We start from the raw sequence: 20,263 nt of genomic DNA, 5'->3' as shown, positions 1-20,263 counted from the left end.
TTTTAGGAATGAGTTGAGCATTTCTGCGTCAAGACTGCGCCGCTCAAATATAGATAGCAACAAAAAGTGCAGACCTGTCCAAGTCAGTTCGGGAGGGGGCTTTTACTACCCCATTTTCCCGCTGACCAACTCAGATTTCCAGCGCTGCGTCGCCGCCCACGGGGTAACCGGTGCAGGTCAGGATGAGGCCGCGGGCAGTTTCCCGGTCGGTCAGCACTTCGTTGTTGGCCATCCAGACGGTGCCGGCGGTGCAGCGGGCGGCGCAGTTGCCGCACTGCCCGGCCTCGCAGCTGTAGGGTAGCACCAGGCCCTGCTGTTTAGCCGCCTGCAGAATGGTTTGCGGGTATTGCACCCGCAGCCGGTGTTCCTGCCCGCGCAGCCGCACCACCACAGTATGTTCATCGGTGTCGGGCGGGACGCTGTGGGGCACGGTGGCCGTAGCAGTGTTGAACAACTCCCGGCGGATGTGGTCCAGGGGCAGGCCCGCTTCGTGCAGACCGTAAGTACCCATGCGCATGTAGTTGAGTGGCCCGCAGAGGTAGGCCAGCGTCTGCTCGGGCGGGCCGGGCGCGTACTGAGCCACTAGCTGTTCCAGCAACTCCTTATGCAAGTGGGCCCGGGCCAGGTTGGGGTCGGTGCCGTAGAGTAGCTCCAGGTGCAGCTGCGCCGGAAAGCGCCAGGCCAGTTCCCGTATCTCCTCCCCGAAAATAGTGGTGGCTGCGTTACGGTTGCTGTAAACAAGCAAAATCCGCAGTTGAGGCAGCTCGTGCAAGACCGTTTTAAGCAATGAAAACAAGGGCGTGATGCCGCTGCCCGCCGCCAGCAAAATCAGCTGCTGGTAGTCCTGGATATTCTCGGGCAGGGTGAAAAAGCCGGCGGGCCCGAGCGTCTGTAGCTCGTCGCCGGGCTGGGCCTGGTCAATCAGGTAGCGCGACACCACCCCGTTGTCGACGCGCTTTACGGTGATAGTCAGGGGCTCACCAAGGGCCGGGGCCGAGCTGATGGAGTAGGAGCGGCGGGTTTCCTGCCCGTGCCGGGTGTGTACCAGCGTCAGGTATTGGCCGGGCTGGTAGGGCAGCTCCATATCAGTCGGCGGGGCCAGCACGAAGCTCTTGGTTTCGGGCGCTTCCGTCCGGATGGCGCGGATGGTGAGCGGGATGTAGGGGGACGTCATGCGGGCAAACAGACAAAAAATAAGGCCGGGAAATGCATTTCCCGGCCTTATTCTACGCACAATTCTGTTGGCTACGCCTTGGCGGGCTGCAGCTGGCTGAGCTCCTTGCTGATGAAGTCCAGCTCCTCGCTGGAGAGTTTCACCTCAATGGCTTTGGCATTCTGCACGGCCTGCTCGGCGTTGCGGGCGCCCACCAGGGCCACCGTAATGCCGGGCTGGGCCAGCGTCCAGCGCAGCACTACCTGCGAAAGGCTAGCGTTTTTGCTTTCCGCCATGGGCCGGATTTTGTCCAGGAACGCGTTGACTCGGGTCACAAACTCGGGCTTAAACAGCGGGTGCGTCGCGCGCAGGTCGCTGGCGTCGAAGTGCTGGCCGGGCTTGATTTTGCCGGTCAGCAAGCCCAGCTGGAGCGGACTGTAGGCCAGAATAGCCTTGTTGTGCTCCAGGGAGTAGGGCACCACTTCTTTCTCGATGTCGCGGCGCACCATGCTGTAGGGTACCTGGTTGGAGGCCAGCTTCACTGTTTTTTCAGCTTCGGCCATTTGTTGGGCCGAGTAATTGCTCACGCCCACGGCCCGCACCTTGCCCTGCTCCACCAGCCGGCTTACCGCTTCCATCGTCGCATCAATGGGCGTGGTCACGTCGGGCCAGTGAATCTGGTAGAGGTCGATGTAGTCGGTGCCGAGGCGGCGCAGGCTGTCCTCGCACTCCTTGATGATGCTTTCCGGGGCGGCGTATTTGTACACGTCCAGGTCCTGGCCGTTGTTGTCCTTGGTTTTGAAGCCGAAGTCGCCCTTGGGCTCGGGCAGGTCCCAGCGCATACCAAACTTGGTCAGAATCTGCACCTTGTCGCGCGGCAGGCCCTTGATGGCCTCCCCCACGATTTCCTCGCTCAGGCCCATGCCGTAAATCGGGGCCGTATCGATGGAGGTTACGCCCAAATCGTAGGAGGCCCGAATGGCGCCTACCGCGTCGTTTTGCTCGGTACCGCCCCACATCCAGCCACCGGCTGCCCAGCTGCCAAACGTAATGACCGAAGCGCGCACGCCCGAGTCGCCTAGCTCTTTGTATTCCATATTGCTTTGGTAAAAATGATTCCGGAAAAGCTAGCCCATGGGGCCAGCACATAGCCTGACTAACCGCCAGCCGGGCCCGAAGGTTACGGCCGAGCCGGTTGTTGGCCCCTATCTTTGCCACTTTCCGCTTCCGCTATGCCCACCTCAGCGCCCAGCCCCACACCCGTTCAGCGCGAAGATTTCAGCCTACCTTTCGACGGCTACGAGCTACAGGTGCGCCGCCTCACGCCTCCCGGCGCCCCGGCTCAGCCCCAGCTCGTGCTGCTCCACGACTCGTTGGGCTGCATCACCCTCTGGCGCGACTTTCCCGAACTGCTGGCCCAGGCCACCGGCCTGACGGTGCTGGCCTACGACCGGCGCGGCTACGGGCAGTCGGCCCCCTTCGGGCCGGAGCCGCGCACCAAGCGGTATCTGGAAGAGGAAGCCGCTAACGTCAACCGGGTGCTGGCCGCCTGCGGAATAGCCCGGGCCGTGCTGCTGGGCCACAGCGACGGAGGCACGCTGGCCCTGCTGGCGGCCGCGCTGGAGCCGGCCCGCACCGCGGCTATTATCACCATCGGGGCCCATGTGTTTGTGGAAGACGTGACCCTGGCCGGCATCCGGGCCGCGCAGGAGCAGTACCGCACCACCGATTTGCCCGCCCGCCTGGCCCGCTACCACGGCCCCAAAACTGAAGCCGTGTTCCGAGCCTGGGCCGACACTTGGCTGCAGCCTGAGTTTCGCAGTTGGAACGTAGAAAGTTACTTGCCGCGCGTAACGTGCCCGGTGCTGGTGCTGCAAGGTACGGAGGATGAATACGGCACGGCGGCCCAAGTAACGGCCATTGCCAGTGGAGTAGCTGGGACGGCTACGGCTCACCTGCTGCCGGGCCTGGGCCATTCGCCCCAGCGGCAGGCGCCGGCTGCCGTGGTAACTTTGGCGGCCGAGTTTGTAGCCGCTGGTTTGGGCAATTCGTCTCGGCTAGGCCGCTAACGGCGGTAGGGGAAGGTACGGGCCGAGTTGCGCACCAGCACCCGGGCCAGGGTGGCGGGGCTGGAGCTAAGCTCACCCACCTGCTGGTGGTCGAATTTCCAGACTAGCTCCCCGCTCTGGCAGTCGTGGATGGTTACGTTGGTCAGCACTTCGCTCTGCGGTACGCCCACGTTGGTGAGCATCAGCAGGGCCACGGCCACCCCGTTGGGCAAGGGCTGAAACAGGGTCGTTTCGCCCGAGAGCACCGCGTCGACGCCCAGGGCCGCCTTGAGCTCGGCCATGCTGTGGTCGTTGAGGTTGGCGTAGGTGATGCCAGCCCGCTCAAGGCGGCTGTTGGTTTCGGCCACCTTCTGAAACTGCACCGAATACGGATGCTTGGCCTGGCGCAGCACCAGCTGTTTTAGCAATTCATGCTGGAGTTGGTAGGCCACTATTTTGCGCTGCTCCTGCTGCTTTTCCTCCCAGCGCTGCCGGCGCTTATCCATTTCTTCCGGGCTTACATCCTGGCCCACGTAGGTGATGGGCTCCAGACTCAGCTTGTCTATTTGCACCTCGAAGGGCAGAATGGCTACCAGCTTGTGCTGGGTCAGGGCCTGGGGAACCAGTGCGCGGGTGCTGTAGCTGCGCTGACTGCAGGCGGTGGCACCAACGAGCAAAAGGGCGAAAAAGCAGGAGCGGAGCATGGCAGCGAAAAACGAGGGTGGAATACAAATATCCGGTTTTGCCCGCAGGCAATAAGCACAAAAAGCAGCTTATTCGCCCGGCAGCGGCCGAAACGGGTGGGCCCCAACGGCCAAGCGCTGCAAGAGCTGTACGGTGCGTTTGAGGCGGGTTTCGCTCTGTTTGGCGCTGCTCACGTGGTAGGCCACGGCCCGTTTCATGGCGGTTTTCAATTGCTCGTAGCCAGCCTCGGCCTCCGGCCATTCGGCCAGGCCCTCGGCCAGTTCAGCGGGCAAATTCACGGCGTCGGGGTTGGGGTCGGGGGCCAGCTGCACAGCTACCACCTGGCCCAGGCGCAGGCCAGCGGCTTTGCAGATGTCTTTGTTGACCATCATGCCCTTTTCGCCGTTGCCCAAGGCCAGCAAACCCAGCCGGACGGGGTAGCCGTTGATGGTGCCCATCAGGCGCTTGGCCTTGGAGCCCAGCTCGGCCAGTACCAGCGGGGGCACGCGCACAATCTGGGTCGGCATAAAGCTGGGGCCGCCGGCTTCGAGCATGGCCTCAAAGGTGACAAACGCGGTGGGAGTAGGCATAGGGCAGCGAAGAGGATGAACCGCGGCTGGGGTAGGTGATGTTGCTTGCAAGTAAGCAGCCGGCAAACATTTAAGCTACTCCCGGCTTATTAGGCCTGCAAAATCCTTGAAAACATGAAAATAGAAATCTGGTCCGATATCATGTGCCCGTTCTGCTACGTGGGCAAGCGCCGCCTCGAAACCGCGCTGACGCAGTTTGCCCACCGCGACGAACTCGACATCGTGTGGCGCAGCTTCGAGCTGGACCCCACCATGCAAACCAAGCCCGGCCAAACCATTCATGAGCTGCTGGCCGAGCGCAAGGGCATGTCGGTGGAGCAGGGCCGCCAGATGAATCAGCACATGGGCCAGGTGGCCCGCGAAGTGGGTCTGCAGTTCGACTTCGACAAGATGCAGCCGGTGAATACCTTCCTAGGTCACCGCTTTATTCACCTGGCCGCCCACCATGGCAAGCAGGATGAAGCCAAAGAGCGGGTGCTGGCCGCCTACTTCACCGAGGGCCGCAACGTGGATGACCTCGACACGCTGGCCGAACTGGGCACCGACATCGGCCTCGATGCCGCCGAGGTGCGCGCCACCCTGCAAACCGACGCCTACGCCCAGGACGTGCGCCACGATGAGTACCAGGCCCGCCAGATCGGCGTGCGCGGGGTGCCTTACTTCGTTTTCGACGATAAGTACGCTGTATCGGGTGCCCAGCCCAGTGAGTTGTTCTTGGAAGTTCTGGACAAAGTGTGGGAGGAAAAGCACCCTGCCCCCACGGTGCTGGCCACCGGCGACGCCTGCGGCCTCGACGGCAGCAACTGCTAACCGTTCCTTTTCGCCCGGCTCTTATGTGAAACGGCCACTTCCCGCCCGGGAAGTGGCCGTTGTGCTGCGTAGCAAGTCCGGAACGGCTTGCTGACCGGTCAGAATAGGCTTTCGCAAGTAGGGTAGGGGCTGCTGGCTGGTCAGGGGGAACTTAGAGTGCTAGTAAAAATGCCTGCCGACCGGTCAGCGGGTACTTCTACATATATAAAAGTGCTTGCTGACCGGTCAGAATAGAGTATAGCAGTAGCAAAAATGCCTGCTGACCGGTCAGCAGGCATTTTTGCTACTGCTATAGCACCCTTCGGCTAAGCTGCCCCTACAACACGCCCCGCTCGGTTAGCTCCCGGCGCAGCTGCTCGGCTGACTGGAAATGCACTGTTTGCATGCCCACGGCCTGGGCCGCCAGGATATTCCGCTCGTTGTCGTCGATAAACAGGGCCTGACCCGGCTCAATGTTGTAGCGGGTGAACATCGTGTGGTAGAAGTCGGGGAAGGGCTTGCGCGATTTTTCCGTGCCCGACACCACGATGCCCTCGAACCAGTGCAGAAACTCGAACTGCTCCAGCGCCACCGGAAACGTCTCGGCCGACCAGTTCGTCAGGGCATACAGGTGGTAGCGGCCACTGGCCCGCAGCTCGGTCAGCACGTCCACGGTGCCTTGAATAGGGCCGCCCAGCATTTCGGGCCAGCGGCCATAGAAGTGCTCAATCAGCTCCCGGTGCTGGGGGTGCTGCTCCACCAGCAGGGCAGTGCCCTCGGCAATGCTGCGGCCGGCATCCTGCTCCTCGTTCCAGTCGGGCGTGGTGACGGTGCTCAGGAAGTGGTTCATTTCCTGCTCGTCGGCAATGAGCTTCTGGTAGAGGTAGCGCGGGTTCCAGTCGATGAGCACGCCGCCTAGGTCGAATACAATGGTGGTAATGGGGGAGGAAGTCATAACAAAAGGGGAAAATGGGGCCTACCGGCGCTTGCTGCTGCTTCCACCTCACTGAAGTCTCTATATTTGACCGGTCAGAGAGCTGGTTAAGCGGCGTTATTCTGATTCTGCAAAGCTCCTTATTTCTATTTAATCCTTCATGATACCCTTTATTTCGTCGGCCCGTTGGCTGCTCACAGTTCCCCTGCTGGCCCTGCCGTTGTTGAGTTTTGGCCAGGAAACGCGCAAAGTGACCAAAAACTACGGCCCGTCGACCCGGGAAGTGTTTTACGTGCTGAAGTCCGACAAGAACGTGCGTCACGGCTCCTACGAGGTGCGCCAGGGGGCCGGCCGCCAGCCCGTGGCCGCGGGCTACTACCGCCAAGGCCGCAAAGACAGCACCTGGACCGAGTATGCCCGAACTGGCCGCGTAGTGCTCAAAGGCGGCTTCCGCGACGATAAGCCCGTGGGGGTCTGGAGCTTCTACAACGAGAACGGCGTGCTGCAGCAGCAGTACGACTATACCAAGCACCAAGTGCTGCTCAGTCGCCCCGAGGGCTCGGCTGGTATGCTGCCCGTTCGCTTGGTAGTGCCCACCGCCAGTGGTCAAAAGAGGCCCGACATTGATCCGCAGTACATTGGCGGCCAGGCTGCTTTCCTGGGCGGTATGATGGAGTTTCCCCGCATCGGAACCCCCAGCTTTGTCAACAGCAACGTGCAGGTCGTGGGCACCATCGGAGTGGATGGCAAAGTGACGGAGTGGCGGCTGATACCAAGCGGCTGCGGGGGCTGCGACTCAGCCCTGCTGGACATGCTCAAAAAGCTGCCCAACGACTGGGTCCCGGGCGAAGTCGAAGGCAAGCCGGTCGCTACGGAGGTGCTGGTTTCAATGAAGTTCTACGGTCCGCAACGCCGTATGTAAGTAATCGAACTACGCCGTTGGCTGGTTGGAACGGGAATGGGAAGGTATATTTGGTGTATGGGCCGGGTTGGTCCTGAGCCTTTACCCAGGAAACTTCTTTCGTTTCAGTTCTGCCCCGATGACCCCGCGCGTATCCCACTTTGCCGCCTTCACTCTACTGCTGGCTTCACTCACGGCTCCGCTGCTCAGCTTGGGGCAGGAAACCAAGAAAGTCACCAACTACAGCACCACGCCCATTTCCAACGAGGTATACTACGTGCTCAAATCCGACAAGTCGGTAAAACACGGCTCCTATACCTTATACCGGGGCCGGCAGCTGGCGCTGGCTACTCAGGGGCACTACACCCAGGGCCGCAAAGACAGCATCTGGACCAGTTACGACTGGAACGGGACCACTGTGGTAGCCAAAGGTGCTTATCAGAACGACCAGCGCACCGGCCTCTGGGAGTTCTACACCAGCAAGGGCGAGTTGGAGCAGAAGTACGATTACGATGCCCGTCAGATGGTGTACCTGCGGCCCGGCAAAAACAAAAGCCTGTCGGTGACCCTGCGCGAGCCCACAGCCAGCGGCCAGACCTGGCCTGATGTGGCGCCGGTCTACATTGGGGGCTCGTCGGCCATTTCCAATCAGCTGATGCTGATGCGGTACCCGGTCCAGGCCATGCGCAACGGCGTCAGTGGCAGCGTGCAGGTGGCGTTCATCATCGCCAAGGATGGCACCTGTTCCGATTATCACGTTACGCAGGGCATTGGGGCAGGCTGCGACGAGGAAGCGCTGCGCATCGTGCAGGGCCTGTCAAACGGCTGGCTTCCGGCCCTGGTAGCGGACCAGCCCGTCGCCGTAGAGTGCATCTTTCCAGTCAAGTTTCTGCTGGGCGCCCCGGCGTTTACACCGGCCCGCCAATAGCTGACAACACCCCAAAACCAGGAGGCCGGTTTCCGCAGGAAACCGGCCTTCTTCGTATGAACACGCAGTCGATCAACGCTACTTCTTCACTACCGAAGTGCGCGCCTTGTCCACGGCCTTCATCACCCGAAACAGGTTGCCGCTCCAGATTTTGAAGATGTCCTTTTCCGAGTAGCCACGCTTGACCAATTCCAGGGTCAGGGCGGGCAGCTCGCTCACGTCGCCGAGGCCGCTGAGGCGGGTGCCGCCGTCGAAGTCAGTGCCGATGCCGACGTGGTCAATACCGGCTACTTTCACTACGTGGTCAATCAGGTTGGCCGCGTCCTGTACCGTAGCCAGGGCCACCGGAAACTGCTCTTCCAGCTTGATAAGCTCGGCCTGGGCCTGCTGCTGCTCGGCGGCCGGCAAACCGTACACGTTCAGGAAGTTCTTGATTTTCCACTTTGTAAAAAAGGCCTGCTCGGCGGCCAGGCGCTCGGGCGTTTTGGCCTCGGTCTTCACGTAAGTGCTGTAAAGGTTTAGCTGCACTACGCCGTCGTTTTTGGCCAGGGCCCGGAGCATGTCGTCGCTCAGGTTGCGGGGCACGTCGCTCAGGGCCCGGCTGCTGGAGTGGGAGGCAATGATGGGCGCTTTGGTCAGGCGAAGCACGTCGTAAAACGTCGAGTCGGAGGCGTGCGACACGTCTACCATCATACCCAGACGGTTCATTTCTACCACGGCCTGCTTGCCAAAGGCGCTCAGGCCCTGGTGCTCGGGGCCATTGGGGTCGGTGGCGGAGTCGCAGAGGTCGTTGTTGGAACCGTGGCACAAGGTAATGTAGCGCACGCCCAAATCGTAGAACGACTTCAACGAGCCCAAATCCTGCCCGATGGGGTAGGCGTTTTCCATGCCGATAAAAATGGCCCGCTTGCCCACCCGCCGGATCTGCAGGGCCTGCTCTTCGGTGGTAGCCAGATCGAGTTGGGTCGAGTTGGCCTGAATGGTCGAGCGAATGGCGTTGAAAATGGTCAGGGCTTCCTGCTTGGCCGCTGCGTTGCCCTCCGGCGTGCGGGGGCCCTGGCCCATATACACGGCCCAGAAAGCGCCGTCGAGGCCACCGCGCTGCATTTTGGGCAGGTCTACCTGGGCTTCCTTCGCGTCGTGGTCCTTGGCTATATCGAAGCCTGGCTTCATCAGGTTAATCGGCGTATCCTGGTGCGAATCCAGGACGAAAGCCTGATTATGAATCGTATTGGCCTTGGCCACCAAAGCCGGGTCAACTTTCTGCGCCTGGCCTAGCGTGGGGCCGAGCAAGGCCAGCACAACGGGCAGCAAACGGAAGGAAGGTTTTTGCATAAAATCAGGGTGCTGACTAAAATCAACTGCCAAAATTACTCAATAATCAGCAGCTTACCGCGGAAGGTTAGTGTGCTGGAAAAGCAAAATTATAGCTATACTATTGATGAGCAAATAGTTGAATTTGAAAAATAATTCTGCATGACGAGTACTTTGCCTGCATCCACTTTCCGGAATTATGCGACTTGACGGAGCATAGTCAAAACCTACTATAATTTTTGCAAGATGCTTTACTAGGCCAGGAAGCCGGGATTCAGCGGGCCTAGCCGGCATTTCAACGTCTGGGAATTGATGGTAGAGCGGCTTTGACGCAGGAAAAAAGCTGCCGGGCGGAATACCCCGCCTTATCTTTGCTGTATTTACGCTTGTGCTTTTAAGTCCTATTAATGAGACAACAATTACTCGTGGTTGCTCTTCTATTGAGCAGCAGCGTCACTTTTGCCCAAACCAGCTTTCGGCCCGGCTACATCGTGCCACTGGCCGGCGACACCGTGCGTGGTACAGTGCAATATCAGAGTGGTCAGGGAAATGGCTTGCGCTGCCGCTTTCAAATAGCGGCTGATCAGACCGTAGCGGAGTACCAACCCGAGCAGCTTCGGGGGTATGGCTTCACCAAGGGGCAGGATTATCAAAGTCAGCAGCTTGCGGGCCCTGCGGGCCGTCGGGTGTTTGTGCAGGCCGTGGTGCTGGGCAAAGCTTCCCTCTACCGGTTTATCAACGAGCAGGACAAGGATTGCTATTACGTAGGAACTGACGCCAAAGCGCCCCTGGAAGCTTTGATTCAGAAGGATACGTTGCAAGCCAACAGTAATAAAGATGTGTACGCCAAAACCCTGGTTCGTACCTATCCTTTTCGAAACGTACTCTGGAAGGTCATGGCCGACTGTCCTTCGGTACAAACTACCGTGGCCCGGATGGAGCTGGCGGAAAACTCGTTGGTGCGGGTGTTCTCCGCCTATAACGCTTGCATGGGTGGCGCAACCAACCAGTATGTAGCCAAAAAGCAGGTAGCAACCGTGCATTTCGTTGTCCTGGGCGGCGCCAGCCAGTCTTCGATGACCTACCTTGATAAAGGAGCAAACGGGCTGCAATCGGCGATGCGGGCTACGGGTGGGATAGGGCTGGAAATACTGCCTACCCGGTTTAATCCGCATTTTTCGGTGCAGTTGCAGGCACTATACGGGGAGCATAACTCCAGCCAGCAATTCAAAAACCGCGGGGACGGAATTTATCCGAATGAGAAAGTGCGCCGGGAGGTCTTCGTCGATATGAAGACCATTCGGGTGCCGCTGATGCTGCGTTATTCCTTGCTCACCAAAGGAATTCGACCCTACGTGCAGGTGGGTGGGCTTGCCGCGCTGAACGTGAGGGGCGCGGTGCTCGAAGCCGTGTCGGGCGGGGCCGCCAATACCGACCAAGCCAACCTAACGGCGCTGCCCCTCTACAGTGTGGGCATGGTGGGCGGGGCTGGCGTCACGCTGCAGGTCGGGCCAAGCAAACTCCTCCTGGAAGCGCGATTCGACCGCCTAGTGAATACACTGGACAAGCTTTCCAATCACCACAGTTTCTCTTTGTTGGCCGGCTATACCTTCGGGCGCTAGCGCGGTATAGCTGCCCACTGCCGTAATGAAGCAGGCCGCATTAGAGTGAGCCTAGAACGCAAAACGCCCGGCATAGCCGGGCGTTTTTTAGTATTAAAAGCTTGGGATAAGCTTAGAAGGGGCTGCCGGTAGTCGAGCCGCTAGTGGAGCTGCCCGAAGTGCTACGGCCGCTGGTAGAGCTACCGCTGGTGCTAGATGAACGGCTGCTCTTGCTGCCTTTGGTACGGGTGGCTTTGCGGCCCGAGCTGCTGCCGGTGCCACTGGTCGTGCCGCTGGTCACCGAGCCCGAAGTGCTGCCCGAAGTAGTACCCGAGGTCATCGTGCCCGAAGTGCTGCCCGTGCCGCTGGTAGAAGAGCCCATGGTAGTGGTGCCGCTGGTCATCGAGCCGCCCGAACCGGCGGTGGTAGCGGTGGTAGTGCTGCCCGTGCCGCTGGTCATTGAGCCAGCCGTGCTACCGGTAGTAGCACCCGAAGTGATGCCAGAGGTAGTACCCGAGGTGATGGAGCTAGTCGTAGCACCCGAAGTGGTGCCGGAAGTAGAACCCGAAGTGGTTTGAGCTTTGGCTGTAGCCATGGAGGCAGCTACTACGGCTACCATTATCAATACCTTTTTCATAGCGAACGTGGTTGGTTGTGGGAACGGAGAAGCGGAAGCTTTACCGCATGTTAGTCAGCTCATTACGCGCACTTGCTGGCTAGTGTTCCAAATAAGTTGAAAGTTGGGAAGTAACTTCTTAATCCTCAACTGCTTGTTTTTGCTTACCGGTCGAGCTTAGCGGGAGTGTACGGCGGCATAACGGCGGGTAGCTCAACAACTGATTCATTGCCAATAGACTAGGCTGAAACTCGGCCATTAACACTGGCTGCCGGGCCTGCGTACAACTAGGCATTCTTTCCGCTAACCCTTAGTATCATGCCTCAAGATCAGAACAACCCCGCGTCGGGTTGGATAGCGCCCGGTGGCCTGTCCCCGATTCCAAAAGAAGAACTGTTTCGTCTGCTAGACGAGGAAAATATTCAGGAGAAAGACCTACCCCAAAAGACCAGGCACCTGGCCGATAAGCTCCGGGAAACCTACGAGAAGTCGGCCGGAGAAAAGCTGCAGGCCGCCGACATGGATGCCTTTCAAGCCTTGGTAGGCCGGGAAGCTGCCGAATGGCTGTCCCGCCGGCCCCACGTATAAGTCGTAGGCTACACGCCCAAAAACAGCGCCGGCTCCTGGCTTCTCCCCTGCAAAGAGAGAAGCCAGGAGCCGGCGCTTTATATGCCAGGCCGAGCGGTTACTGTTCGGTAGTCGCGGGCTTTTTGGCGGCCCCAGTGCTCGATTTGCCGCGGCTGTTCTTACCCACAGTTTCACTGTTGGTGCTGCCTGAAGCGCTGCCCTGCTGCGCCGATTTCATCGTGGAGCTGGAGCGCGAAGCCCGCGTCGGGCCCGTAGCGGGCGTCGTATTCATGGGGCGACGGGTGCTGGCTTCGGTTTTGGCGCCGGCCTGCTTGGTCTGGGGAGTCGTGGTATTGGGCGACGAATTGCCCGATTGGGCAGCAGCCGTGCCCATGGTGCCGGCCAACAAGGCCGCAAAAACAAGCGTGAGTTTCATAGCAGTGAGAATTGAGTGAAGGAGCCCAGCGCGTGAGCCGGGCCGGGCTGACTAGTACGGCGAAGCAGCGTCCCGCGTTGGTAAGCAGCTCTGCTGATTTGCGCCCAGCCAGCCCATCTGTTTGGCTTTTGCCACTCTACTGCGCTGCCGGCTTGTCGTAGTTGAACATCCAGTCGATGCCGAACCGGTCGGTGAGCATGCCAAACGTGGCACCCCAGAACGTGTCTTGCAGGGGCATGGTCACAACGCCGCCTTCGCTGAATTGCTGGAACAGCGCGGCAATTTCTTCTGCGCTCTGGCAGTTGACCGACAAGGAAACCATGTTGCCTTTCGTGATTTGTTGCGTGCCCGCGTCGGAGGCCATTAGCACCAGGTTGCCGTTGGTCAAGATGGCGTGAAGCACACTGTTGTGGGCTTCGGCGGGCATGTGCTCGGCGGCCGGCGTGCCGGCAACCGTCTGAATCTGCAGGTCGCCACCCAGGCACTGCTGGTAGAAGGTCATGGCTTCGCGGCAGGTGCCATCGAAAGTCAGGTAGGGAGTAAGCGGAGCAATGAGCATGGAATGAAAATGGAAAGTGGAAAAATGAAGTTGAAAATGGCAATGTTTTTACTAATATATATAGTATTATTGCCTGGGTAATATCTTTTGGCGCCAACAAAATTAGTACTGTCGGGGCGCTATATAGGGGGGTATTCCGACCAATTCAGGGTTGATTGCAACACCCGCTTTCTTTAGATTTAATCCTATGAAGCACATTGCCATCCTGGTTCCGCAGGGCGCCGTTCTGGGCAGCATCGAGGGCCCCCGCCTGGTTTTTTCGGAAGTGAATGCCTTGCTGCGCCGCATGGATAAGCCGCCGCTATTTGATATTCAGCTGGTGGGCCTGAAGTCGGAAACGCCGGTGTGCGGCGGGCTCTACGCGGTGTACACGCCCCTGCTGACCACGGACGTCACCAAAACCGATTTGGTCATTATACCGGCCGTGGACGGCGACCCGGCCGTGGCTCTGGCCCGCAACCGGGACTTTCTGCCCTGGATAATCGAGCAGTACCGGGGTGGGGCCGAAGTGGCTTCGCTCTGCCTGGGCGCATTTCTGCTGGCCGCCACCGGGCTGATTGACGGGCGGCAGTGCACCACGCATTGGGCCGCTGCCCACGACTTTCGCCGCATGTTTCCGCAAGTGGATTTGGTGGAAGACCGGCTGGTAACCGATGAGCACGGCATTTATTCCAGCGGCGGCGCTTTTTCCTATCTCAATCTGGTGCTGTACCTGGTCGAGAAGTATGCAGGCCGGGAAATTGCGCTGATTTGCGCCAAAGTGTTTCAGATTGATATTGAGCGGGTCAGCCAGTCGGCTTTCATCATGTTCAACGGCCAGAAAGAACACGGCGATGAGCCCATCAAAAAGGCCCAGGCCTATATCGAAGACAACTATCAGGACAAGATAACCGTGGAACAGCTGGCCGACATGCTGGCGTTGGGCCGCCGCAACCTGGAGCGGCGCTTCAAGAAGGCCACGTCTAATTCGGTGGTCGAATACATTCAGCGGGTAAAAATTGAGGCGGCCAAAAACAGCCTGGAATCGACACTGGAAAACGTGAACGAGGTGATGTACCAGGTGGGCTACTCCGACCCCAAGGCGTTTCGTAGTACTTTTAAGCGCCTGACAGGTCTTTCGCCGAAACAGTACCGCAACAAGTACAACCGGACGCTGGCCCCGGCTTCTTAGGTTGCTGCCCGGCTGAGTGGGGCAGCGGCTTCACTTTATTTACCCCTTTGCGGCACGTATGAGCTGGTTGAGCGTTTCGGGAATATCCCTGCAGGAAAAGGGCAACACGGTTTTAGAAGACATCAGCTTCAGCCAGCGGCAGTTTCAGAAACTGGCCATTGCCGGCGAAACCGGGGCCGGCAAAAGCACGCTGCTCCAAATTATTGCCGGCCTGACCCAGCCCACGGCCGGCACCGTGCGCTTCGAGGACCGCCGGGTAAAAGGCCCCGTGGAAGTCCTGATTCCGGGCCACCCGGGCATAGCTTTTCTCTCGCAGCACTTCGAGCTGCCGCCTTCGCTGCGCGTAGAGCAGGTGCTGCGCTACGCCAACAAGCAGCAGGCCGTGACGGCCGAACAGCTCTACGCGCTGTGCCGCATCGGGCACCTGGCCACCCGTCGCACCGACCAGCTGTCGGGCGGGGAACGGCAGCGCATTGCCCTGGCCCGCCTGCTGCTGGGCTCGCCGCGCCTGCTGCTGCTCGACGAGCCGTTCTCTAACCTGGACCGTGCCCACCGCCAGATTCTCAAGGCCGTCATCCACGATATTGGGGCGCAGCTAGGCATTACTTGCCTGCTGATTTCCCACGACCCGGCCGATACCTTGTCGTGGGCCGAGGAAATTCTGGTGATTCAAAACGGAAGTCTGGTGCAGCAGGGCCCGCCCACCCAAATTTACCGGCACCCCGTGAACGAGTACACGGCCGGCCTTTTCGGCGACTACAACTTGCTGCAGGGCCCTGTGGCCGCGGCCCTGGCCAGCAGCGCCGGCCTGCCCCGGCGGCGTAAACCCTTGTTGATTCGGCCCGAAAACGTCCGGCTAACGGCGGCGGCCGGAGCTGGTATGCCGGCAACGGTGCAGGCCGTACGGTTTTTTGGCAGCTATTCGGAAGTGGACGTGCTCCTGCAAACTACTGGCCTTCGGGTGAAGACGACGGCCAGCTACCAGGCTGGGCAGGCCGTAAGCGTAGCGGTAGCCCCCGAGGATTTCTGGTATTTGTAAGGGCTTCTGCAAACCCTGATTCGGGGCCGGCACGCCGTGAGTTGCCTCTACAGTCCCGCTTACCTTACTCGAACCAGTAGACGGTGAAGGTCGTGCCCTGATTTACGGTGCTGCTTACTTCGAGGTGGCCGCCGTGGCTGTCCAGGATGCGCTGCACCAGGTAAAGGCCCACGCCGGCGCCGGGTACGCGCGGGTGCTGGCGCTCAAACAAGTGAAAGGCCGGAGCCGTGCCCCCGCGGAGCTTCATGCCCAAGCCGTTGTCCTGCACGGTGAGCTGGGGCCGGCCGGTGGGCGAGAGGCTGCTGGTCAGGACGATGTGCGGGGCGCGCTCTGGGTGCGCAAACTTCAGCGCGTTGCTGAGCAGATTGTGCAGCACGCTGCGCAGGTTGGCCCGGCCATACACCAGGTTGGGGGCAGCCTCGGCCTGAATGTCGATAATGGCCTGGGATTCCTGCACCTGGGTGCGCAGGCCCAGCAATACTTCCTCCACCACGCTGCTCAGGTCCAGGGGCTCGGTAGGCGCGGCCAGTTCGCGCTGGTCCTGCACGGTGGCGGCCAGTTCCTGCAGCGTTCCGTCGAGCTGGCGCAGGGCCTCGTCCACCATTTCCAGGATGTCTTTCTGCTCGGGGTCGTCAAAAGTCGCGGAGCGGCGCAACTCCTCAAACAGCCCCCGCAGGTTGAACAGCGGCTGTTTCAGGTCGTGGGAGGCGGTATACACGAACGTGTCCAGGTCGCGGTTGGTGCGGGCCAGCTCGTCGTACTGGCTCTGGAGTACTTCGCGCAGGCGGTGCTGGTCGTCTACGTCGGTGCAGGTGCCAAACCAGCGCAGGCCGCGGGAATCGGCCAGGCGGCGTGCCCGGATAATGTGCCAGCGGTAGATACCATCGTGGCGGCGCATGCGGTAGAGGCCTTCGTAGTCGGTGCCGCTGGCCACGCACTGCACCCAGCGCCGGGCCGCGGCGGCCTGCTCACTGGGGTCGAGCATGGCTATCCAGCCGGTGGGGCCGAGCTCCTCGGGCGTGCGGCCGGTGTATTCGGCCGTGTGGCGGTTGTAGTAGTCGATAAAGCCCTCCGCCGTGGCCGTCCAGATAAGCTGAGCAATGCTGTCGGCCAGAAAGCGCAGTTCGGCCTCGCCGCGGCGCAGGGCCTCGGACAGCTCCCGCTGGTCGTGTACTTCCGTAACGGCGCCGTGCCAGAACACGGCTTTGTCGGGCGCGTGCAGCTCGGGCAGGGCGCGGCTGAGCACCCAGCGGTACTGCCCGTCGTGGCGGCGCAAGCGGTACTCGTGGCTCCAACCAACGCCCCCGGCCCGGGCTGCATCGGTCTGGTAAAGTACCCGCAGCCGGTCGTCGGGGTGAATCAGCAGGGGCCAGATGGCGTTCAGGTCGGCGGTGGGCGGCTGGCCGGTAAAGTAGTACCACTGCGGGCTCACGTACTCATATTCCCCGTTGGCGGCCACGCTGAAGGTAATCTGCGGGGCCGTTTCGGTCAGCACCCGCAGGCGGGCATCGAGGCGGCGGGTTTCCAGAGCCAGTTCGTGGGCACGCTGCCGGGCTTCCTCCTGCCCCGTCACGTCGACGGCAAACAGCAGCAGCCCCTGGGGCCGCTCGTCCTCGTCCTGCAAGGGCTCCATGGCCAGATCAAAGTAGCGGGGCGTGGCGGGGCCGCCTACGGGGTTGGGAAGGGGCAGGGCATAGGCTTTGGCTACGTAAGGCCGGCCCGACTGGTACACTTGCTGCATTACTTCCAGCAAATCGGCCGCCAGCACACCCAGGTTATGGGCCAGCGGCTGACCCTCGGGGTGTCGCCGCCAAGCAGGGCCCGCATGGCTTCGTTTACGAATCCATAACGCAGCTCCGGCCCCAGCAGGGTGGCAATGCCCGCGGGCATGTGCCGGAGAATACTCTGAAGCTGCTGTTCGCGCATGAACTAGGTGGGCAGAGGAAAAGGGCGCTGCAAATAGTGAACAAGCAGGCGTGGTTGGCAGATAGGAAGTCGGCTAGCCCAAGAGGAGTTGCCCGCTGCCCTGTACGGGCTGAATTCAAACGAAGCTAAAAAGTGGGCAGAAGTTGCTTTAAACGGCCGTGGGCTCATCGGCACCGAACACTGCCTGGCGTACCAGATCCACAATCAAGGCGTCGGCAATGGTGAGCGACTCGGGCGTGGCGGGCAGCTGATGGGGCAGAAAAAAGCCTTCCAGGGCGTGAAATCCTTCCGCCTGAATGGGGTGGAAGGCCATGGACCAGTCGGGGAAGCTGCGGTTGGCAATGGGCTTGTTGACCAGCTGGGTTACGTTGGAATGGCGGCCGTCGAGGGAAATCTTCTCGTACAGCGGCTCAATGATGGCCGGGTCGCCCTCGATGAGCTGGGCAATGTGGCCGTGGCTGTAAAACAGAATACCGGTCACATTGTGCTGGGCATTGTCGCGGCGGCACTGGCTTAGTAGTTCCTGCAGGTCTTGGTCAGACAGTGGCCGGACCGCCCGGCTCATGTACACAATGTGGTTCATGCGCAATACAACGGGGCGCCTACCCGCGCGCTCCGGACAAGGGAGAGAATCCGGTGGGGTAGCAGAAGCGCACCAGACGAGGGTGCAAGATACGAGGAGAACAGGCCGGGCGGTTGAGCTTATTTGCAAATGCTTGGCTGTGGGGCTTGCCCGTTGCGGTTGCCGAAGAATAAATCCTGGTAATTTATCCGTTGGAGTGCTGAAATAAGTCGGGAGCAAGCATAACACTGGCGTAACCCAGGGCCCGGCCGCAGTAGCGTTCTTTGTTCTTTCCTCCTTTCTCTCCTCCAATTCCTTTCCCAATGAACAAGATTTTCTCCGTAGCGCTGCTTCTGGCCGGTGCTGCCCTACCCGTGCTGCAGGCCTGCGACAAAGGTGAGGACACGCCCGAAAACACCGCCGCCCCGACCTCGGTAGCGTCGCTGCGCTTTATTGGCGAGGCCAAGGTTCCCTTCCGGCAGGACTATAGCGGCACCACGCTGGGCGGCTTCTCGGGCATTGATTACCGGCCCGACAACAACTCGTACTACCTCATGTGCGACGACCCTTCGAACCTGCAGCCGGTGCGCTTCTACACCGCCGCGCTGGCCTTCGATGAAAAGAGTTTTTCGGGCGTCACCTTCACCAGCGTCACTACCCTGAAGCGGCCCGACGGTACCACCTTTCCCCGGGCTGGCGCCGATGCAACGGCCATTTACGGCACCATCGACCCGGAAGGAATCCGTTACGATGCTGCTACGGGCCATATTCTCTGGAGCAGTGAAGGTGTGCGCAACCTGAGCCCGACCCTGCCGGGACCCGTAACCAACGACCCGTTTCTGCGCGAGGCCAACCTGGACGGTTCCCACGTGGCCCAGTTTGGCCTCCCGGCCCTATTTCAGGTAAAAGCCACCGAGAATGGTACCCGCTCCAACGGCTCCTATGAGGGCTTGTCGGTTTCGCCCGGCGGCCGGTTTGTGTTTACGGCCCAGGAAGAGCCGATTTACGAAGATGGCCCGCGGGCCGCGTTTGGCGTACCAGCCACTACGCGCATCGTGAAGTACGACAAGGCGACCCGGCAGGTGGTGGGCCAGTATGCTTACCGGCTCGATGCGGTGCACAAGGCGCCAGTGCCCGCCACAGAGTTTCAACTCAACGGCATCGTAGAGGTGCTGGCCCTCTCGGAAACCAAGCTGCTGGTAATGGAACGCTCCTTTGCCGTGGGCGCCACGCCCGACTACGTGGTGAAAATCCACGAGGTAGACCTAGCCGCCGCTACCGACGTGAGCAGCCTCAACGGTTTGCAGGGCGCCAGCTACACGCCCGTAACCAAGCGCCTGGTGCTGGACCTGGCTACTACCGGCATTGCCCGCGTCGACAACTTGGAGGGCATGACCTTCGGCCCGCGGTTACCCAATGGCCATTTTTCGCTGATTATGGTATCGGACGACAACTTTGCCATGAGTCAGATTACCCAATTCCTGGCCTTCGAAGTAATTCCGTAGCCAGGGCCGCTTCGTCGGTAAAGCCAAAAGCGGAAGCCGGGATACTCCCGGCTTCCGCTTTTGCTTTGTGGCCCTTGGCCGAAGTCGGCCTAGAGCTTGGACGGGGCCACGCCATACATTTTCTTGAAGGCAAACGAGAAGTGGGACAGGTCTTCAAAGCCCACCTCCAGATAGGCTTCTGATGGCGCCCGGCCCTTTTCTTTGATCAGGAAGTAGGCTTCCTGCAACCGGCGGCGCAAGAGCCAGCGGCTGGGGGAAAGCTGAAAAATTTTCTCAAAGTCGCGCTTGAACGTGGCCAGGCTGCGGCCCGTCAGGTAAGCAAAGCGCGGCAGGCGCACGTTGAAATGAAAGTTGCGGTTCATGAAGGCCTCCAGGTCCAGCTTGCCGGGCTCCGTAAAGTCAAACAGTACGTGCTGCAGCTCGGGGTTGCTATTGAGCAGCAACAGGATGGCCTCGTGTACCTTGAGCGCCAGAAAACCGGCCGAACCAGCCTCGGCCAGCTGCTCGTAGGGCCGCAGCGAATCGAGGTAGCTCTGGTAGAGGGGCGTGAGCGGCAGGGCCACAATGGCTTCTGCTGGCTCGGCCGGTCCCGGGGTGTGGTAGCTGTGTTCGAGGCTGAAGCGGCGCAGCGTTTCCTGGTCCAGCGTTACCGACAACGACTTAAACTCACCGTGCTCGGGCGGCTGCTTGCTGAACTTGACCAGGTGGTTACGCTTGCTCAGGCGCAGGTCGCCTTCCCGAAACACTTGCTTGCGGCTGCCGTCGAAGGTGGTGAGCGTGCCAGCAATTTGGAAGCTGAGAATATGCTCGGGCACGAATTGCTCACCTTCCGCGCTACGGTTGTGGTAGCAGGAGTACAGGATGCGGGGCCGCAGGGAAAGGTCAGCAAGGTTGGACATGGGGCGAAGGGAAACCGGCCTGATTCATTGGAGGCAGGCCG

General features: G+C 60.4%; 22 protein-coding genes. 9 read left to right on the top strand and 13 right to left on the bottom strand.

Annotated features, from left to right (window positions below; translation table 11 throughout):
- Positions 1 to 130: 130 nt before the first annotated feature.
- Complete coding sequence (locus MUN80_RS26075) at positions 131 to 1,174, bottom strand: 2Fe-2S iron-sulfur cluster-binding protein (protein WP_311136264.1); 1,044 nt, start codon at positions 1,172 to 1,174, stop codon at positions 131 to 133.
- Between the two features lie 71 nt (positions 1,175 to 1,245).
- Positions 1,246 to 2,250: an aldo/keto reductase gene (locus tag MUN80_RS02120; protein WP_244719003.1), complete on the bottom strand. Its 1,005-nt coding sequence runs from the start codon at positions 2,248 to 2,250 to the stop codon at positions 1,246 to 1,248.
- Between the two features lie 135 nt (positions 2,251 to 2,385).
- Between MUN80_RS02120 and MUN80_RS02115 the strand changes: the two genes are divergently transcribed.
- Positions 2,386 to 3,222, top strand: coding sequence for an alpha/beta fold hydrolase (locus MUN80_RS02115; RefSeq protein ID WP_244719001.1), 837 nt, complete (start codon positions 2,386 to 2,388; stop codon positions 3,220 to 3,222).
- On the opposite strand, the gene MUN80_RS02110 is transcribed toward MUN80_RS02115, so the two are convergent.
- Entirely contained in the window at positions 3,219 to 3,905 is a 687-nt protein-coding gene (locus MUN80_RS02110; protein WP_244718999.1) for a hypothetical protein, read from the bottom strand. The genes MUN80_RS02115 and MUN80_RS02110 overlap by 4 nt on opposite strands.
- A gap of 69 nt (positions 3,906 to 3,974) precedes the next feature.
- Positions 3,975 to 4,475: a YdeI/OmpD-associated family protein gene (locus MUN80_RS02105; protein WP_244718997.1), complete on the bottom strand. Its 501-nt coding sequence runs from the start codon at positions 4,473 to 4,475 to the stop codon at positions 3,975 to 3,977.
- Between the two features lie 114 nt (positions 4,476 to 4,589).
- On the opposite strand from MUN80_RS02105, the gene MUN80_RS02100 reads away from it, so the two are divergent.
- Positions 4,590 to 5,285 (top strand): DsbA family oxidoreductase, encoded by a 696-nt coding sequence (locus MUN80_RS02100; RefSeq protein WP_244718993.1) that lies wholly within the window; start codon positions 4,590 to 4,592, stop codon positions 5,283 to 5,285.
- A gap of 316 nt (positions 5,286 to 5,601) precedes the next feature.
- Here the strand turns inward: MUN80_RS02100 and MUN80_RS02095 are convergent, their stop codons facing one another.
- Positions 5,602 to 6,219 (bottom strand): HAD family hydrolase, encoded by a 618-nt coding sequence (locus tag MUN80_RS02095; RefSeq protein WP_244718990.1) that lies wholly within the window; start codon positions 6,217 to 6,219, stop codon positions 5,602 to 5,604.
- Positions 6,220 to 6,358: 139 nt separating this feature from the next.
- On the opposite strand from MUN80_RS02095, the gene MUN80_RS02090 reads away from it, so the two are divergent.
- Positions 6,359 to 7,120: a hypothetical protein gene (locus MUN80_RS02090; RefSeq protein WP_244718987.1), complete on the top strand. Its 762-nt coding sequence runs from the start codon at positions 6,359 to 6,361 to the stop codon at positions 7,118 to 7,120.
- Positions 7,121 to 7,238: 118 nt separating this feature from the next.
- A complete protein-coding gene (locus tag MUN80_RS02085; RefSeq protein ID WP_244718984.1) occupies positions 7,239 to 8,027 on the top strand; it encodes an energy transducer TonB in 789 nt (262 codons plus the stop codon).
- A 78-nt stretch (positions 8,028 to 8,105) separates the two neighbouring features.
- Here MUN80_RS02085 and MUN80_RS02080 read toward each other — a convergent pair whose 3' ends face one another.
- Positions 8,106 to 9,362 (bottom strand): dipeptidase, encoded by a 1,257-nt coding sequence (locus MUN80_RS02080; protein WP_244718981.1) that lies wholly within the window; start codon positions 9,360 to 9,362, stop codon positions 8,106 to 8,108.
- A gap of 404 nt (positions 9,363 to 9,766) precedes the next feature.
- On the opposite strand from MUN80_RS02080, the gene MUN80_RS02075 reads away from it, so the two are divergent.
- Positions 9,767 to 10,963, top strand: coding sequence for an outer membrane beta-barrel protein (locus MUN80_RS02075; protein ID WP_244718977.1), 1,197 nt, complete (start codon positions 9,767 to 9,769; stop codon positions 10,961 to 10,963).
- A gap of 112 nt (positions 10,964 to 11,075) precedes the next feature.
- Here the strand turns inward: MUN80_RS02075 and MUN80_RS02070 are convergent, their stop codons facing one another.
- Positions 11,076 to 11,579, bottom strand: coding sequence for a hypothetical protein (locus MUN80_RS02070; protein ID WP_244718974.1), 504 nt, complete (start codon positions 11,577 to 11,579; stop codon positions 11,076 to 11,078).
- 297 nt (positions 11,580 to 11,876) lie between these two features.
- On the opposite strand from MUN80_RS02070, the gene MUN80_RS02065 reads away from it, so the two are divergent.
- Positions 11,877 to 12,146 (top strand): hypothetical protein, encoded by a 270-nt coding sequence (locus MUN80_RS02065; RefSeq protein WP_244718971.1) that lies wholly within the window; start codon positions 11,877 to 11,879, stop codon positions 12,144 to 12,146.
- 97 nt (positions 12,147 to 12,243) lie between these two features.
- Here the strand turns inward: MUN80_RS02065 and MUN80_RS02060 are convergent, their stop codons facing one another.
- Both MUN80_RS02060 and MUN80_RS02055 read right to left on the bottom strand, forming a co-directional pair.
- Complete coding sequence (locus MUN80_RS02060) at positions 12,244 to 12,561, bottom strand: hypothetical protein (protein ID WP_244718968.1); 318 nt, start codon at positions 12,559 to 12,561, stop codon at positions 12,244 to 12,246.
- A gap of 136 nt (positions 12,562 to 12,697) precedes the next feature.
- Entirely contained in the window at positions 12,698 to 13,120 is a 423-nt protein-coding gene (locus tag MUN80_RS02055) for a VOC family protein (protein ID WP_244718965.1), read from the bottom strand.
- Between the two features lie 187 nt (positions 13,121 to 13,307).
- Here MUN80_RS02055 and MUN80_RS02050 point away from each other — a divergent pair, with 187 nt between their 5' ends.
- Positions 13,308 to 14,291, top strand: coding sequence for a GlxA family transcriptional regulator (locus MUN80_RS02050; protein ID WP_244718962.1), 984 nt, complete (start codon positions 13,308 to 13,310; stop codon positions 14,289 to 14,291).
- Positions 14,292 to 14,349: 58 nt separating this feature from the next.
- A complete protein-coding gene (locus MUN80_RS02045; protein WP_244718959.1) occupies positions 14,350 to 15,330 on the top strand; it encodes an ABC transporter ATP-binding protein in 981 nt (326 codons plus the stop codon).
- A gap of 64 nt (positions 15,331 to 15,394) precedes the next feature.
- Here MUN80_RS02045 and MUN80_RS02040 read toward each other — a convergent pair whose 3' ends face one another.
- The 3 genes from MUN80_RS02040 to MUN80_RS02030 form a co-directional block, all read right to left on the bottom strand.
- A complete protein-coding gene (locus MUN80_RS02040; RefSeq protein WP_244718956.1) occupies positions 15,395 to 17,098 on the bottom strand; it encodes a sensor histidine kinase in 1,704 nt (567 codons plus the stop codon).
- Complete coding sequence (locus MUN80_RS02035; protein ID WP_244718953.1) at positions 17,071 to 17,256, bottom strand: hypothetical protein; 186 nt, start codon at positions 17,254 to 17,256, stop codon at positions 17,071 to 17,073. Before MUN80_RS02035 ends, MUN80_RS02040 begins: the two co-directional genes overlap by 28 nt.
- Before the next feature lie 148 nt (positions 17,257 to 17,404).
- The gene (locus MUN80_RS02030) at positions 17,405 to 17,839 is read right to left on the bottom strand and encodes a BLUF domain-containing protein (RefSeq protein WP_244718951.1); all 435 of its coding nucleotides are present in this window, start codon (positions 17,837 to 17,839) and stop codon (positions 17,405 to 17,407) included.
- A 302-nt stretch (positions 17,840 to 18,141) separates the two neighbouring features.
- Between MUN80_RS02030 and MUN80_RS02025 the strand changes: the two genes are divergently transcribed.
- The gene (locus MUN80_RS02025; protein ID WP_244718948.1) at positions 18,142 to 19,323 is read left to right on the top strand and encodes an esterase-like activity of phytase family protein; all 1,182 of its coding nucleotides are present in this window, start codon (positions 18,142 to 18,144) and stop codon (positions 19,321 to 19,323) included.
- Between the two features lie 89 nt (positions 19,324 to 19,412).
- Here MUN80_RS02025 and MUN80_RS02020 read toward each other — a convergent pair whose 3' ends face one another.
- Positions 19,413 to 20,222: a helix-turn-helix domain-containing protein gene (locus tag MUN80_RS02020; RefSeq protein ID WP_244718945.1), complete on the bottom strand. Its 810-nt coding sequence runs from the start codon at positions 20,220 to 20,222 to the stop codon at positions 19,413 to 19,415.
- Between the last annotated feature and the right edge of the window lie 41 nt (positions 20,223 to 20,263).

It is taken from the genome of Hymenobacter cellulosivorans (assembly GCF_022919135.1).
GTDB lineage: Bacteria > Bacteroidota > Bacteroidia > Cytophagales > Hymenobacteraceae > Hymenobacter > Hymenobacter cellulosivorans.
Note: the sequence above shows the minus strand (reverse complement) of the source record. Positions and strands in the feature narration are given on the sequence as shown.